Annotated in this window: 14 protein-coding genes; 8 read left to right on the top strand and 6 right to left on the bottom strand. The window is 66.8% G+C overall.

Translation table 11 applies throughout. From position 1 onward, the window contains the following. Positions 1-24: 24 nt before the first annotated feature. Both JQ572_RS14445 and JQ572_RS14450 read right to left on the bottom strand, forming a co-directional pair. A complete protein-coding gene (locus JQ572_RS14445; RefSeq protein WP_211383709.1) occupies positions 25-1,263 on the bottom strand; it encodes a COG4223 family protein in 1,239 nt (412 codons plus the stop codon). 65 nt (positions 1,264-1,328) lie between these two features. Continuing rightward, positions 1,329-2,075 (bottom strand): uroporphyrinogen-III synthase, encoded by a 747-nt coding sequence (locus tag JQ572_RS14450; protein ID WP_211383710.1) that lies wholly within the window; start codon positions 2,073-2,075, stop codon positions 1,329-1,331. Positions 2,076-2,226: 151 nt separating this feature from the next. On the opposite strand from JQ572_RS14450, the gene tsaD reads away from it, so the two are divergent. From tsaD to JQ572_RS14465, 3 genes are read left to right on the top strand one after another with little or no spacing between them, the layout of a single operon-like run. Next, positions 2,227-3,300, top strand: coding sequence for a tRNA (adenosine(37)-N6)-threonylcarbamoyltransferase complex transferase subunit TsaD (tsaD, locus tag JQ572_RS14455; RefSeq protein WP_211383711.1), 1,074 nt, complete (start codon positions 2,227-2,229; stop codon positions 3,298-3,300). 2 nt (positions 3,301-3,302) lie between these two features. Continuing rightward, a complete protein-coding gene (locus JQ572_RS14460; protein WP_211383712.1) occupies positions 3,303-4,283 on the top strand; it encodes an NAD(P)H-dependent glycerol-3-phosphate dehydrogenase in 981 nt (326 codons plus the stop codon). Positions 4,284-4,285: 2 nt separating this feature from the next. Further along, positions 4,286-4,699 carry an EVE domain-containing protein gene (locus JQ572_RS14465; RefSeq protein WP_211383713.1) on the top strand — a complete coding sequence of 138 codons (414 nt, stop codon included), beginning with the start codon at positions 4,286-4,288 and terminating at the stop codon, positions 4,697-4,699. A 15-nt stretch (positions 4,700-4,714) separates the two neighbouring features. Here the strand turns inward: JQ572_RS14465 and JQ572_RS14470 are convergent, their stop codons facing one another. Further along, positions 4,715-5,809: an adenylate/guanylate cyclase domain-containing protein gene (locus JQ572_RS14470; RefSeq protein ID WP_211383714.1), complete on the bottom strand. Its 1,095-nt coding sequence runs from the start codon at positions 5,807-5,809 to the stop codon at positions 4,715-4,717. Positions 5,810-5,910: 101 nt separating this feature from the next. On the opposite strand from JQ572_RS14470, the gene JQ572_RS14475 reads away from it, so the two are divergent. Further along, positions 5,911-6,381: an SRPBCC family protein gene (locus JQ572_RS14475; protein ID WP_211383715.1), complete on the top strand. Its 471-nt coding sequence runs from the start codon at positions 5,911-5,913 to the stop codon at positions 6,379-6,381. Here JQ572_RS14475 and JQ572_RS14480 read toward each other — a convergent pair. After that, entirely contained in the window at positions 6,378-7,547 is a 1,170-nt protein-coding gene (locus tag JQ572_RS14480) for a DNA topoisomerase IB (RefSeq protein WP_211383716.1), read from the bottom strand. The genes JQ572_RS14475 and JQ572_RS14480 overlap by 4 nt on opposite strands. Positions 7,548-7,958: 411 nt before the next feature. Here JQ572_RS14480 and acs point away from each other — a divergent pair, with 411 nt between their 5' ends. After that, entirely contained in the window at positions 7,959-9,905 is a 1,947-nt protein-coding gene (acs, locus tag JQ572_RS14485; RefSeq protein WP_211383717.1) for an acetate--CoA ligase, read from the top strand. 398 nt (positions 9,906-10,303) lie between these two features. Next, positions 10,304-10,819, top strand: coding sequence for a L,D-transpeptidase (locus JQ572_RS14490; RefSeq protein ID WP_211383718.1), 516 nt, complete (start codon positions 10,304-10,306; stop codon positions 10,817-10,819). Positions 10,820-10,876: 57 nt separating this feature from the next. Here JQ572_RS14490 and JQ572_RS14495 read toward each other — a convergent pair whose 3' ends face one another. Together JQ572_RS14495 and JQ572_RS14500 are read right to left on the bottom strand one after the other, a co-directional pair. Continuing rightward, entirely contained in the window at positions 10,877-11,461 is a 585-nt protein-coding gene (locus JQ572_RS14495) for a thermonuclease family protein (protein ID WP_211383719.1), read from the bottom strand. 55 nt (positions 11,462-11,516) lie between these two features. Then, entirely contained in the window at positions 11,517-11,726 is a 210-nt protein-coding gene (locus tag JQ572_RS14500) for a DUF1674 domain-containing protein (protein WP_211383720.1), read from the bottom strand. A gap of 186 nt (positions 11,727-11,912) precedes the next feature. Between JQ572_RS14500 and JQ572_RS14505 the strand changes: the two genes are divergently transcribed. Both JQ572_RS14505 and JQ572_RS14510 read left to right on the top strand, forming a co-directional pair. Continuing rightward, the gene (locus JQ572_RS14505; protein ID WP_211383721.1) at positions 11,913-13,259 is read left to right on the top strand and encodes an RsmB/NOP family class I SAM-dependent RNA methyltransferase; all 1,347 of its coding nucleotides are present in this window, start codon (positions 11,913-11,915) and stop codon (positions 13,257-13,259) included. A gap of 156 nt (positions 13,260-13,415) precedes the next feature. Continuing rightward, the gene (locus JQ572_RS14510) at positions 13,416-15,134 is read left to right on the top strand and encodes a heparinase II/III family protein (protein ID WP_211384208.1); all 1,719 of its coding nucleotides are present in this window, start codon (positions 13,416-13,418) and stop codon (positions 15,132-15,134) included. Positions 15,135-15,145 lie beyond the last annotated feature (11 nt).

The following is a 15,145-nucleotide window of genomic DNA, read 5'->3' on the forward strand; positions in this document are numbered from 1 at the left end:
ACGCGCAGATTGTTGCGCGAAGCTTTATTGAGCGGGCTTGACGAGATCCGCCATGGCATCGTCGGCGAATTTGCGTGAGGCGGCGAGCGCAGCGTCGCGGGCATCGGTCTTGTCGAGCCAGGCCTGTGCCGGGGCGCGATCGGCCTCGGGCAGCGTCTTCAGCTCGCGCCGCGCCTCCACGAAATCGTTGCGGAGCGCCGCGGCCGTCACCCGTGAGACGATGGCACCGCGATCGTTGCCGACCCCGTCGGTGCGCTCGATGCGGACGAGTTTTGACGCTCCCGCCTGGAGGCGCTCGACGATGCCGGCGCCGCCGGTCTGGGCTTCCGCCGGCGGCGACAGTTTTGGCACGATGTTGAGGAGCTCGCGGCTCAGCGCGACCGGCGTCGGAATGCCTGACGACGCGAAGGTGTCGAGCGGCTTCAGTCCATCGGGTTTGGCCGCGAGCGACCGCGCCGCGGCCAGTTGCGGCCCGTAAGCGTCTCCGTGGCGAACGGCGACGTCGAGCAGGGCCGCGGCCACCACATGGCGCAGCGCCTTGTCGTCCATCGTCCTGGCGTCGGCGATCTTCTCGCTTTGCTGCGCGAGTTCGGCACGGTCGGTCTTGCTGGCGCGCTCGAGCTGCGCGATGCGATTGGCGAGATCGGCGGAAGCAGCATCGCGCGGCGCGGATTTCGCGTCGTTCAAGGCGCTCGCGGTCTTGTCGGATTGCGCGCGCAGACTGGCGATGTCGCTGCGCAGGCTGCTTGCGGATTTCTCCAGCGCGTCGATCCGCGCCAGCAGGGCCGGATCGGCAGCGGGCTTGCCAGCCTTGGCCTCGACCGCGGCAACGCGCCCGTTCAGCGCATCCACGGTTGCGCTCGTCACTTGCGGCGCGGCCGGCGGCGCCTGCACCGCCGGCCAGCCCAGCATCCAGCCGACCCCGATCACGACCGCGGCTGCAGCAGCGCCGGAGACCGGAGCGATAACCCAGGGCGAAATCGAAGGCGATACGGGCGCGGCCGCAACGGACGGCCGCTCGGCGGCCTCGGGCTGAGGTTCGGCCTTGGTCTCCTCGAACTTGGTCTCCTCGAATTTGGCCTCTTCGAATTTGGCCTGCTCATCCCCTGCCTGGCCGGTCGCCGGCTGAGCCTCCGGCTCGCCCGCAACCTCGTGCGGCTGGGTGGAGACTTCGGTTGCCTCGAGGTCGATGGTGGGCGGAGTGCGCTTGGCACGGCCGGACTCGGGAGCCAATCCTGTGTCTTCAGGCTTGTCGTCGGCCATCGTGACGGTTCCTCACACTTACATGCCCTGAGCGGACCCGATTGCGTCGGATTCGGCCCGTTCTCTTACGCCAAACGGGTCCGCAAAGCACGCTCCAAGGTCTCAAACAAGGCATTTTCGTCCGGCATCGCGGCCACCAGAACCTGCGTGGCGCCGGCCTCGCGCAGCACGCCTGCGACCGTCTCGGACAGGCAGCATTGCGGAATTGCCAGGGCCGAGATTTCGACGCCTTCGCCTCGCGCCGCATCCAGGAAGGCGCGCGCGCTGCGCCGGGAGTAATGCAGCACCGCCTCGATCCCATGGGCGGCAAAGCCCTCGCAGACCTCGCGCGGCAACAGCTTGACCGGCGCCATGCGATAGGTGGTCTGCGTGACGACGTTGAATCCCTCGGCGCCGAGCTCGCCGCCGAGATCGCGCGACAGATCCGCGCCCGCCAGATAGAGCAGCGTACTCTTCTTCTTCAGCACCTTGGCTCGCACGCTCCGCATGACCTTGTCGCGCAAGGCCGCGGCATCGCCGCCGGCGGCGATCACTTCGGCAAAGCCGGCGTCGCGCGCGGCGGCGGCGGTATGCTCGCCAACCGCGAACAGCGGCAGCTGTGACAGATCGAGGTCCTGCAACTGCGGTGCGACGGCGCGGATCGCGTTGGCCGATGTCACGATGATGCCATCATAATCGGCCTCGCTTTCATCGTGGAAAGCGACCGGCTCGAACTTGAGCACCGGGGCGAGCAGCACCAGATGACCCCGCGCGCGCAGATTTTCCGCCGTCGCCTCATTGTCGGGATGCGGCCGTGTGACAAGAATGGACATCGCTTGTGTTCCCGAACCGCGTGGCGGTGACGCATTCACGAGGAGAGCTGCGCGTGACGATTGCGCAGGCCGACCCCGGAATGCTACCGGACGTACCAGAACTCTGCTTTACGAATGAGCGCAAGGCCGCAAATTGGATAACAATTCGCCAATGCTGGTATTGGGCATCGAGACCACCTGCGACGAGACCGCCGCGGCGGTGATCGAGCGCGCGCCTGACGGCAGCGGCAAGATCCTGTCCAACATCGTGCGGTCGCAGATCGAGGAACATGCCCGGTTCGGCGGCGTCGTGCCGGAGATCGCCGCGCGCGCCCATGTCGACTTGCTCGACGGCATCATCGACCGCGCCATGCAGGAGGCCGGCATCGGCTTCGCCCAGCTCAATGGCGTCGCCGCGGCTGCGGGGCCGGGGCTGATCGGCGGCGTCATTGTCGGGCTCACCACTGCGAAAGCGATCGCGATGGTGCACGACACGCCGCTGGTCGCAGTGAACCATCTTGAAGCGCACGCGCTGACGCCGCGCCTGACCGACGCACTCGAATTTCCCTATTGCCTGTTCCTCGCTTCGGGCGGCCATACCCAGATCGTCGCCGTCACCGGCGTCGGCCAGTATGTGCGCCTCGGCACCACCGTGGATGATGCGATCGGCGAGGCCTTCGACAAGGTCGCGAAGATGCTGGGCCTGCCCTATCCGGGCGGGCCGCAGGTCGAACGGGCGGCGAAGAGCGGCGATGCCACGCGCTTTGCGTTTCCGCGGCCGATGCAGGGACGCCCCGACGCGAATTTCTCGCTGTCGGGATTGAAGACGGCCGTGCGCAACGAAGCGAGCCGGCTCACTGAGATCACGCCGCAGGACGTCAGCGATCTCTGCGCGAGCTTCCAGGCCGCGGTGATGGACTCGACGGCCGATCGGCTGGGCGTCGGCCTGAAGCTTTTCCGCGAAAAGTTCGGTACCCCCCGCGCGCTCGTTGCGGCCGGCGGCGTCGCCGCCAATCTGGCGATCCGCGGTGCCTTGCATGACGTCGCGCGACAGGCCAAGACGCAGCTCATCATGCCGCCGCCCGCACTCTGCACCGATAACGGCGCGATGATCGCCTGGGCCGGCGCCGAGCGCCTTGCGCTCGGCATGACCGACACGATGGAAGCGCAGCCCCGCGCGCGCTGGCTGCTCGATGCCAACGCCACGGCGCCGGCCGGCTACGGCAACACGCGAGCGGGATACTAGCAATGACCGCGTTCCACTCCGTCGCGGTGATCGGGGCCGGCGCCTGGGGCACGGCGCTGGCGACGGTCGCCGCGCGGGCCGGGCGCGCCGTGGCGCTGTGGGCGCGTAACGCCGAGCACGCGACGCGGATCGCATCGACCCGCGACAATCCGCGGCTGCCGGGCGTGATGCTCGCGCCGGAGATCATGGTCACGAGCGACCTGTCCCTCGCAGCGCGCGCGGACATGCTGCTGATTGCGACGCCGGCGCAGCATCTGCGCGGCGCCGTCAACATGCTGGCCTCGCATCTGGCGAAACCGGTGCCGATCGTCGCCTGCGCCAAGGGCATCGAGCACGGCACCCATAAGTTCATGACCGACGTCATCGCTGAAGCCGCGCCGCACGCGCAGCCGGCGATCCTGTCGGGCCCAAGCTTTGCCGACGATGTCGCGCGCGGCCTGCCGACGGCGGTGACGCTGGCGGCGAAGGACGAAGCCATCGCCAGCCGCCTGGTGCAGGCACTGGGCTCGGCGACGTTCCGGCCCTATCACACGACGGATGTGCGCGGCGTCGAGATCGGCGGCGCGGCCAAGAACGTGCTGGCGATTGCGGTTGGCATCGCGGTCGGGCGCAAGCTCGGTGCTTCTGCCCAGGCTGCGCTCACGACCCGCGGCTTTGCCGAGCTGACGCGCCTTGGCCGCGCGCTCGGTGGGCGCGGTGAGACGCTCATGGGTCTTTCCGGCCTCGGCGATTTGATCCTGACCTGTTCGAGCCTGCAGTCGCGCAACTTTGCACTCGGGCTGGCGCTCGGCCGCGGCGAGCAACCGCCCGCCGGCAAGCTCGCCGAGGGCGAGTTCACAGCGCCGGTGCTAATCGAACTCGCAGCTTCGCAAAACATCGAGATGCCGGTGTCAGAGGCGGTCGCGGCGATCCTGAGCGGAAAGAGCACGATCGACGCCGCGATCTCGGGGCTGCTGACGCGCCCCTTCAAGGCAGAGGAATGAACATGGCGTACTGGCTGGTGAAATCCGAACCGTCGGTGTGGTCCTGGGACCAGCAGGTGGCGAAGGGCGCCAAGGGCGAAGCCTGGACCGGCGTGCGCAATTACACCGCGCGCATCAACCTCGTGAACATGAAGAAGGGCGACAAGGCGTTCTTCTATCATTCCAACGAGGGCAAGGAGATCGTCGGCATCGCCGAGATCATCAAGGAAGCCTACCCCGACCCGACCGACAAGACCGAAAAATTCGTCTGCGTCGATATCAAGGCCGACAAGCCGTTGAAGACACCGGTGACGATGGCGGCGATCAAGGCCGAGAAGAAGCTGGCCGACATGGCGCTGGTGAAATATTCGCGCCTTTCGGTGCAACCGGTGACGGCGGAGGAGTGGAAGCTCGTCTGCAAGATGGGCGGAATGTAATTCGCTCCATCTTCGCTACGCTATCCGGGCCTGCGGCTCCGGCAGCGCAAAGACCTCGCATGGCGCGGCGATGCCGCGCAGCGGATGCGGACCGAGCGCGACGAGCGGCATGTCGGTCTCGGCGGCGAGCGCGCCCGACACCAGCACGGTCCTGCCGAGCGGCTTGCACAATCCTTCGAGCCGGCTGGCGAGATTGACGGCGGGGCCGATCGCCGTGAAATCGAGCCGGTTGGCAGCGCCGATATTGCCCCACAGCATCTCGCCGAGATGAAGGGCGGCGCCGAACGCGAGCGGCGGCAGTCCCTGGGCACGGCGCTCTGCGTTGAGATACACCATTCCGGCTTCGGCCGCGCCCGCGGCGCGCAGGGCCGAATCGCAGGCGCGGCGCGGTGACGCCTCGACCACCGGAAAGATCGCGAGCACGCCGTCGCCGATGAATTTCAACACCTCGCCGCCGAAGGCGTGGACCGCACCGGCGATGCGGTCGAACCAGGCGTCGAGCGACGCGATGACATCGGCCGGCGGCGTGGTTTCCGACAGCAGCGTGAAGTTGCGCAAATCGGCATAGAGTAGCGCGGCCTGAATGGTCTCGCCGAGATCGCGCCGCAGGGGCGCCGCCAGCACACGCTCCGCGCTGCGCTTGCCGAGATAGGCATCGAGCGTCGCGCGCAACGTGGCACGCGCGGCAAGCACCGCAAGAGGCGTCGCGGCGAAACGCGCGGCCTGGCGCAATTGCTCGATCTCGTCCGCGGTGAACGGACGCGGCCCGATCCAGCCGAGCAACGGACCATCGGGCCGTCCGACCGCGTCTTCGTGCACCTTGCCGTCCGCGATGTCGCGCAGCCAGCGGCGGCCGGCATCGTTGGGCGGATCGGGCGCAAGGCCCCCCGGCGCGAAGCCGAGCGCCTCGATCACGCGGCCGCCGTCTGCGCGCCACAGCCAGGTCCGCTTCGCGATCAGCGGGTGCGGCACCTCCAGCGTCAGGCTGCCCGCCGCAAGCGGCACGCCGTCGGCGAGCAGGTGCGCGCCGAGATCCGCGAGCAGGCGGTCGGCGCCGGGGCTGTCCGAGGCAGCATCGACAAGCCAGGCGAGGGTCGGGGAGAGTTGCATTGTCCGATGATGGCGAAGATGGGCCGTCTTTGTCACGGGCAATCCTTGACGGGCTGCTTTGGGGCCGCCATGTGCCAGTGTCAGCCCAGGAATGATCGCCAATGACCGAGCCGTTCGTAGTGCGTCGCGAGACCCAGATCGCAGCCCCGCGCGCCACCGTCTTCGCGTATTTGACCGATCCCGAGAAGATTCTGAGCTGGATGGGCTCCGACGCCACCACGGAGCCGCATCCGGGCGGGCTGTATCTGCTCAAGGGCATCGGCCCGCGCGGCGGCGACGCCCGCGGCGCATTCCGCGAAGTCGTGCCCGTGCATCGTCTGGCCTACACGTTCGGCTGGGAGGGCGGCCAGGAAGTGCCGCCCGGCTCGAGCCTGATCGAGATCGACCTGATCGAACGCGACGGCGGCACGCTGCTGCGCATGACCCATAGCGGGCTGCCAACCGCGGAGCAGGCTGCCGCGCACGCAACGGGATGGGCGCATTATCTGGGACGGCTCACGACTGCAGCCGCAGGCGGCGATCCCGGTCCCGACAACGGCGTTTCCACCAAGGCGCAACGACGCCCAGGCTAAACCGCCGCGGTCGCCACCACCTGCTGCAAGAGCTGCTCGCGCCTGGCCTGCGAACGCTGGCCCTTCATGGTCGCGGCGAAGCGCTCGAGGATACCATCCTCGAAGGCGGTGACGATGGTGTCGTGGACGTAGCTCTTGCGGCAGATCGCCGGCGTGTTGGAGAGCTGATCGGCCGCGGCGCGGATCGCCTCCAGCACCTGCTTCTTGCGGCCACGCTGGCTGGTCGCCGGCGTGATCCGCGACAGCGATTCCACGACGACGGCAGACGCCATTAGCGTGCGGAAATCCTTCAGCGAGATCTTGATGCCGGCGATCTCGCGCAGGAACGCGTTCACCTGCGTGGTGCTGACCGCGCGCACGATGCCGTAGGCATCGCGATACTGGAACATGCGCTTGCCGGGAACGCCGTTGAGGATGCCGATGGCGCGGACGAGCTTGGCCGCGTCGCATTCCTTGCGCACCGCCTTGCCGCCCTTGGCCTTGAACGTCAGCACGAAGCAATCGTCTTCCAGCGTGACGTTGGACTTGTGCAGCGTGGTGGCGCCGCGGGTGCCATTGAGGCGGGCATAGGACTCGTTGCCGGGACGGATCGCGGTGCGCGCGATCAATTCGATCACCGCCGAAAGCGCGAATTCACGCGTCGGCTCGTCGCCCGACAGGAACGCCGAGACCTTGCGCCGGATCTTTGGCAGTGCGCCGACGAGCTTTTCCAGCCGATGCGCCTTGCGGTGCTCGCGGACCTTCTCCCAATCGGCGTGATAGCGGTATTGCAGCCGGCCCGCGGCATCGCGTCCCACCGCCTGGAGATGCGAGCTCGGATCAGCCGAATAGCGCACCTCGCGATAGGCCGGCGGTACCGCCATGGCGTGCAGCCGGCGGATGGTGCGGGCATCGCGGATGTGGGCGCCGTTGGGCCGCACGAAGGAATAGCCCTTGCCGCGCCTGATGCGGCGGATGGTCAGCTCGTTCTGGTCGCCGAGCCGCAGGCCCAGCTCCTTGGCAAGGGCCTCGACCGTCGCCGCAGGCGCCGTATCGAACAGTTTTTTCGGGCTGGGACGGACGGAACCGGCCCGTTTCGGCCATTGTCCGAGGGCCTTGGCCAGCGCGACGGCAGCAGGATCGGCCGAAGCGGGCCGCATCGTCCCGAGATTCTGCTGATCCATCATAGTCTTAAGCCTTGGCCCTATCTGTTACCGTTCAATGCCGCTGTTCTGATTTTTGTTCCAAGGGGTCGCTTGGACGGTCTCTTGGGACCCGGGTTAGCCACTTAGGGTGTTCCGAACCGCATTGCGAGTCCCGAATCGGTGAGAAGCGGTTTCTAAATACCGCCTGCGACGCATGGGCGCCCTGCACGGGCCTATTCCCAAGATCTGGGTAAAGAGCCGAAGACCGCCTCCCAGCCTGTTTCAGATTTGCGACAGCCAGCCTTTGCACCTTGATCCTCCGCATGGCCGGCGGCTCGCCGAAGGTCCAGCTTGTGCACCTTGTCGGGCCCGGTTAGCCCGACGCATAATCGATCAACGATCAAGTCGGCTCGCCGGTGACCTGCGCTCGGCTTGCCGTATCTGGAGGGAAACATGTCCGAGAAGATCTACGACGTCCCCGCGGAATGGGCCAAGCGTGCCTGGGTCGACCAGGCCAAGTACAAGGACATGTACGCCCGCTCGATCTCGGACCCGAATGCGTTCTGGGCGGAGCAGGCCAAGCGCATCGACTGGATGCACGCGCCGACGAAGATCGAGAACGTCTCTTTCGCGCCCGGTAACATCTCGATCAAATGGTTCGAGGACGGCGTCCTCAACGTCGCCCACAATTGCATCGACCGGCATCTCCACAAGCGCGCCAACCAGACCGCGATCATCTGGGAAGGTGACGATCCCTCGCAGTCGAAGCACATCACCTACAAGGAGCTGCACGACGAGGTCTGCCGGATGGCGAACATCCTGCGCACCCGCAATGTCAAGAAGGGCGACCGCGTCACCATCTACCTGCCGATGATTCCGGAAGCGGCCTATGCGATGCTGGCCTGCGCGCGGATCGGCGCGATCCACTCCGTGGTGTTCGCCGGCTTCTCGCCCGACAGTCTCGCCCAACGCATCAACGACTGCCAATCCAGGGTGATCATCACCGCCGACGAAGGCCTGCGCGGCGGCAAGAAGGTGCCGCTCAAGGCCAATGTCGACGCGGCGCTCGCCAAGGCCGACGGCGTCGACTGGGTCGTCGTGGTCAAGCGCACCGGCGGCAAGATCGACATGAACCCGACGCGCGACCTCTGGTATCACGAGGCGGCGGCGATGGTGACGACGGAATGCCCGGTCGAGCACATGCATGCCGAGGATCCGCTCTTCATCCTCTACACCTCCGGCTCGACCGGCCAGCCCAAGGGCGTGTTGCACACCTCCGCCGGCTATCTCGTGTTCGCCGCGATGACGCATCAATACGTCTTCGACTATCACGACGGCGACATCTACTGGTGCACCGCCGACGTCGGCTGGGTCACCGGCCACAGCTACATTCTCTACGGGCCGCTCGCCAACGGCGCGACCACGCTGATGTTCGAGGGCGTGCCGAATTATCCGGATAATTCGAGGTTCTGGAACGTCATCGACAAGCACAAGGTCAACATCTTCTACACCGCGCCAACCGCGATCCGCGCGCTGATGCAGAGCGGCGACGAGCCGGTGAAGAAGACTTCGCGCGCTTCGCTCCGCCTGCTCGGCTCGGTCGGCGAGCCGATCAACCCGGAAGCCTGGGAATGGTATCACCGCGTCGTCGGTGACGACCGCTGCCCGATCGTCGACACCTGGTGGCAGACCGAGACCGGCGGCATCCTGATCACGCCGCTGCCGGGCGCGACCAGATTGAAGCCGGGCTCGGCGACGCAGCCGTTCTTCGGCGTGGTGCCCGAGATCGTCGATGCCGACGGCAAGGTGCTGGACGGCGAGACCACGGGCAATCTCTGCCTGACGCGGTCATGGCCCGGCCAGATGCGCACGGTCTATGGCGATCACGCCCGCTTCGAGCAGACCTATTTCTCGACCTACAAGGGCAAATATTTCACCGGTGACGGCTGCCGGCGCGACGCCGACGGCTATTACTGGATCACCGGCCGCGTCGACGACGTCATCAACGTCTCCGGCCACCGCATGGGTACGGCCGAGGTCGAGAGCGCGCTGGTGGCGCACGAGAAAGTGTCGGAGGCCGCGGTGGTCGGGTTCCCACACGACATCAAGGGCCAGGGCATCTACGCCTATGTCACCCTGATGGCCGGCATCGAGCCGAGTGAGGAGCTACGCAAGGAGCTCGTCACCTGGGTGCGCAAGGAGATCGGCCCGATCGCTTCTCCCGACCAGATCCAGTTCGCGCCCGGTCTGCCAAAGACCCGCTCCGGCAAGATCATGCGCCGCATCCTGCGCAAGATCGCCGAGGACGAACCGGGCAGCCTCGGCGACACCTCGACGCTCGCCGATCCCGCCGTGGTCGATGATCTCGTCAAGAACCGGCAGAACAAGAAGTCGGCGTAGCAGGACTCTCGTGCCCCGGACGCAGCGCAACGCTCCTTGAGCGGTGCGCTGCACCTGCCTTGCGCGTCGAAGACTCGCGTAAACGCGCCTACGGCGCTGCCCCGCGTCCGGGACACGAAATCGCATCCCCGCCAAAGCCCCCGAGACAACGGCCGTTCACATCCTCACGCATTCGTCAGAGCGCTCTGCGGCACGCCTGCATCTTTCCGGCCGAGTGTTGTTTTCTTGTCATTTACTTTATTTCGAACATTTCCTTTGTTCCCTCTGCTGGCTGGCCCTTGGCGGCCGTGCGTGGAAACCATCCGGTTAACAGGCGCGGTTAAGAATATCGGGGCGCGGCGCCAATTGCCGGGTTTTGCGTAATTTTGGACGGTCCGTTCGGGGCAAGGGGAAAATCGATGTCAATGAGGATTGCTGTGGCGGTCGCCGCCACCGTTTCGGCAGGGGTCTTGATGTCGACGGCGGCGCAGGCGCGGCCGGAAATGGTGGGGGCGCACCTGGCCGATTATTCGCCGGGCACCATCGTGGTCAAAACCAACGAGCGTCGGCTTTATCTGATCCTCGATAACGGCCACGCCGTGCGCTATCCGGTTGGTGTCGGCAAGTCCGGCAAGCAATGGGCCGGCACCACCCGCATCGACGGCAAGTACCGCAATCCGGCCTGGTCGCCGCCCGCCGAGGTGAAGCGCGACAAGCCGACCATCCCCGACGTCATTCCGGGCGGCTCGCCGCGCAATCCGATGGGTGTTGCGGCGATGACGCTGGCCGGCGGCGAATACGCGATTCACGGCACCAACGTGCCGGGCTCGATCGGCGGCTTCGTCTCCTATGGCTGCATCCGCATGCTCAACGACGACATCACCGATCTCTATGGCCGCGTCTCCGTCGGCACCACGGTGGTCGTGACGCGCTGATCTCTGGAATCAACAAGCCGAGACACCAGAGCCGCGTCTTTCGACGCGGCTTTTTCGTTACCAGAAGCGCCAGCTGCGCGCGCACCAGCCATCGCGGTGGCCGCCATTGTAGCTCCGCGCGTAACCGCCGGCGAGCATCGCCGCAGATACGTCGGCCGTACGCTTCGTTGCGACGTTAGCGAGGATGCGCCCATATTTGTCGGGGCCGAGGTTGGTGATCGTGACATCGCCCTGGCGGAGCAGATCGCGCAGCGCAGCGCTCGCCGCTTCGGCCTTGTCGAGTTCTTCCCGGCATGAGGCCTTCATTTCCGGCGCATCGATGCCGCGCAGGCGAACGCGCGCGGCAAGAACGCGTCCATCGCGCTGGCGCACGCGGGCAAGGAAGGTATCGCCGTCGATCGTGCGAATGACATCGACCGGCTGACGAATTTTCGGATCGGCCTGCAGAATGATTTCGGCATCCCGCGATTGACCATCGGTCGCATGCGGGAAGGGCCAGTTCATCCCGTGCCGGAACGCGAACACCACGGCCACCACGATTCCGACCACGAACATCCACGGCAACAGCCCTGAGAACCGGCGGCCAAACGGCGAGCCGCTATACGAAGGCCGATAGGGATGGCTGGGGTCGAAACGCGACATCCGCGCACGCTAGGGCTGAGTCGGGCAGTCCGGCAAGACAGCTCAACAGCAAGCTTCAGAAATCCGAGGCGATGCCTTTGCGCTCCCAATCGCCGTAGCGGGTCGGTTCGGGTCCCTTCGGTCCCTGCAATTCCTTCGGCGCCGACTTGGCGCCGTCCCTGGCATGCGCAGCCGCGGCCTGCCGGCGCGCCTCGGCTTCGGCCAGCGCGCGCTGGGCGGCCGGCGTGAGCTGCTTGCGATCGGGAACGGAGGGCTGGTCACTCATCGTGTGGGTTCCTAGCGCAGGATCGGAACGCGCGCGACGTCCAATAAAGCATTGCTGAAATGGTCGTGACGGGATGTAAACGCCAGAGACCATTCTTACATTTGGCATATTCGCGTGCCAGAGATCGATTTGTCTAGGCATGCGCCCCTTCGGCGGAACTGCCGCTCGCTAAGAACCTTAAGCCGCATGCCATCTCAACGTTTCGCCCCTCCGTCCGAAGTGCCTGGTCTTGCGGCGCGGCGGATCGCCGCCGATATCGTCGACAGCGTGCTGCACAAGCACCGCGCGCTCGATGAGCAGCTCGACGGCGCTGGCGCCCATCCCGGATTGAAGACGCTCGCCGATCGCGACCGTGCGCTGATGCGCCGCCTGGTTGCGACTGTGCTGCGCCGGCTCGGCACGCTCGGCCATGTGCTGTCCCGCCTGCTCGACAAGGGCATTCCCTCCGACGCGCCGCGGGCGCAGAGCGCACTGCTGATCGGAGCCGCGCAGATCCTCTGGATGGACGTCCCCGATCACGCCGCCGTCGATCTCTCCGTTCGCCTCGTGCAATCCGACCGGCGCGCCGCGCGCTATGCTGGCCTCGTCAATGCCGTGCTGCGCCGCTGCGCGCGCGAGGGCCAGGCGCTGGTCGAAGAAGTCGCCGCGCAATCGCTGGACCTGCCGCCATGGCTGCTTGCGCGCTGGAGCGCGCATTATGGCGAGGCGACCGCAAGGGACATGGCGCTGGCGCTCGGCCACGAGCCGTCGCTCGATCTCACCGTGAAATCGGATCCCGCGCAATGGGCGAGCCGCCTGCACGGCGAGACACTGCCGACCGGGACGGTGCGGATGCTGCTGCATGGGTCGGTGACCATGCTGCCCGGCTTTGCCGAAGGACAATGGTGGGTGCAGGACGCCGCCGCCGCGCTGCCGGCCCGGCTGTTCGGCGACATCAAGGGCAAGTCCATTGCCGATCTCTGCGCCGCCCCCGGCGGCAAGACCGCGCAACTGGCGCAGGCCGGCGCGCATGTCACGGCGATCGACCGCTCGCCCGCCCGGGTGGCGCGGCTGCGCGAGAATCTGGCGCGTCTGTCGCTCCAGGCCGAGACCGTCGTCGCCGACGCCGCGGAATGGGCCGGCCCTGCCGAAGGTTTTGATGGTATCCTGATCGACGCGCCCTGCACCTCGACCGGCACGATCCGCCGTCATCCCGACGTGGCCTGGCTACGGCAGGAGTCCGACATCGCCGCCCTGACCACGCTCCAGCAGCGGCTGCTGAAGAAATCCGTCTCGCTGCTCAAGCCGGGCGGGACGCTGGTCTACTGCACCTGTTCGCTGGAACCCGAAGAGGGCGAGCAGGCGATCGCCGCGCTGCTGGCCGCGGAGCCCGCGCTTCGCCGGGTCCCGGTCGAGGCTTCCGAGGTGTCGGGGCTGAACGAGATCGTCACCGCCGAGGGCGATTTGCGTACCCTGCCCAGCCATCTGCCGAACGCCGATCCCAAGCTCGGCGGGCTCGACGGATTTTTCGCGGCCCGGCTCGTTAAATCCTGATTTTGCACCGGATTTTCCCGCCCCGTCGCTGATTCGCGCCGTTCAAGGTGGTGTCAGCCGTCCGATTTTGGGATTAATAAGGATTCGTCGGAATCCTCTCCCCCTTCAAGGCAAGGCGTGTCGGTCGCTCAACGCAGACGTATCTCGACGCTGGTGATGAACCGCTTCGCGCGGAACATGCTCGCGCGCGCGAGCGGCGGTTCCGTTGCGCTGTCGCGGGTCTGGCCCGGCCGCACCGACCGACTGATCATAGCGCCGCATGATCTTCGCACCGCGGATGCGACCCGCGCCGCCGAGATCTATGCCGGCCGCTTCGTCTTCGCCGGCAAGATCGTCAATTGTCACGGCCGCTCGATCTTCGATCTCGAGCCGCCGTCGGAGGATTGGGAGGTTGCGCTGCTCGGCTTCGGCTGGCTGCGCCATCTGCGTGCCGCCGACACCGCGCTGACGCGCGCCAATGCGCGCGCGCTGGTCGAGGACTGGATCGCCAACCCCGCCAACAAGCGTCGTGCCGTCGCCCGGCGCGCCGACGTGCTGGCGCGACGCGTGATCTCGCTGCTGTCGCAGGCGCCGCTGGTGCTCAACGACACCGACAACAAATTCTACCGCCGTTACTTGCGCGCCCTCGCGCGCGAGATCCGCTTCCTGCGCTACACCATGGTCAACATCCCGGACGGGGTGCCGAAGCTCCAGGTGCTGATCGCGTTGTGCTACGCGGCGCTGTGCCTTGCCAACCAGGCGCGCCAGATCCGCAGCGCCTCGAAAAAGCTGTCGGACGAATTGCAGCGGCAGATCCTGCCGGACGGCGGCCACATCTCCCGCAACCCGGGCGCGCTGATCGAGCTCCTGATCGACCTGCTGCCGCTGCGGCAGACCTTTGCCGCGCGCAACATCGCGCCGCCGCCGGCGCTGCTCAACGCGATCGACCGCATGATGCCGATGCTGCGCTTCTTCCGGCACGGCGACGGCAATTTCGCGCTGTTCAACGGCATGAGCGCGACGCCATCGGACCTGCTCGCCACGCTGCTCGCCTATGACGACACCCACGGCGCGCCGATGGCTAACATGCCGCATACCGGCTTCCAGCGCCTCGACGCCGGCCAGACCACCGTGATCATCGACACCGGCCCGCCGCCGCCGGCCGGCGTCAGCCACGACGCCCATGCCGGCTGCCTGTCGTTCGAACTCTCATCCGGCATCAGCCGCATCGTCACCAATTGCGGCATGCCGACCACCGGCCGCGACAATTGGCGGCCGTTCGCGCGCGGCACCCCGGCGCATTCGACGCTGACCTATCACGACACCTCGTCATGCCAGTTCGTGGAGATGTCGGCGATGAAGCGGCTGTTGCACGGCGCGCCCGTCACCAGCGGCCCCGTCGAGGTCGAGAGCTATCGCGAAATCGTGCAGAACGGCACGCTGCTCACGACCTCGCATGACGGCTACTTGGCCAAGTTCGGCGCGATCCATCGCCGCGCGCTGATGATCGCCAATGACGGCGCGCGCATCGACGGAGAGGACACGCTGTCGCCGCCGCAAGGCGGGCGCTTCAAGGGTGCCGACGCCGATTTCGCGGTGCGCTTCCATTTGCATCCGGCGGTGAAGGCGAGCCGGCTGTCCGATGCCCGCGGCGTCATGCTGGTGCTGCCGAACCGCGACGTCTGGACCTTCGAGGCCTTGGACGACAAGGTCGACCTCGAGGACAGCGTGTTCCTGGCCGGCAATGACGGGCCCCGCCGCACCGCGCAGATCGTGATCCGCCAGGATGCGCGCCAGGCGCCCTCGATCCGCTGGAGCTTCGTGCGCTCCACCGCCTCGCCCGCGGTCACCAATGCCCGCAGGAATGCGCGTCGGGAGCCGGAACTTCCGCTGTAACCGCGCACGAT

It is taken from the genome of Bradyrhizobium sp. SZCCT0153 (assembly GCF_018129995.1).
GTDB lineage: Bacteria > Pseudomonadota > Alphaproteobacteria > Rhizobiales > Xanthobacteraceae > Bradyrhizobium > Bradyrhizobium japonicum_G.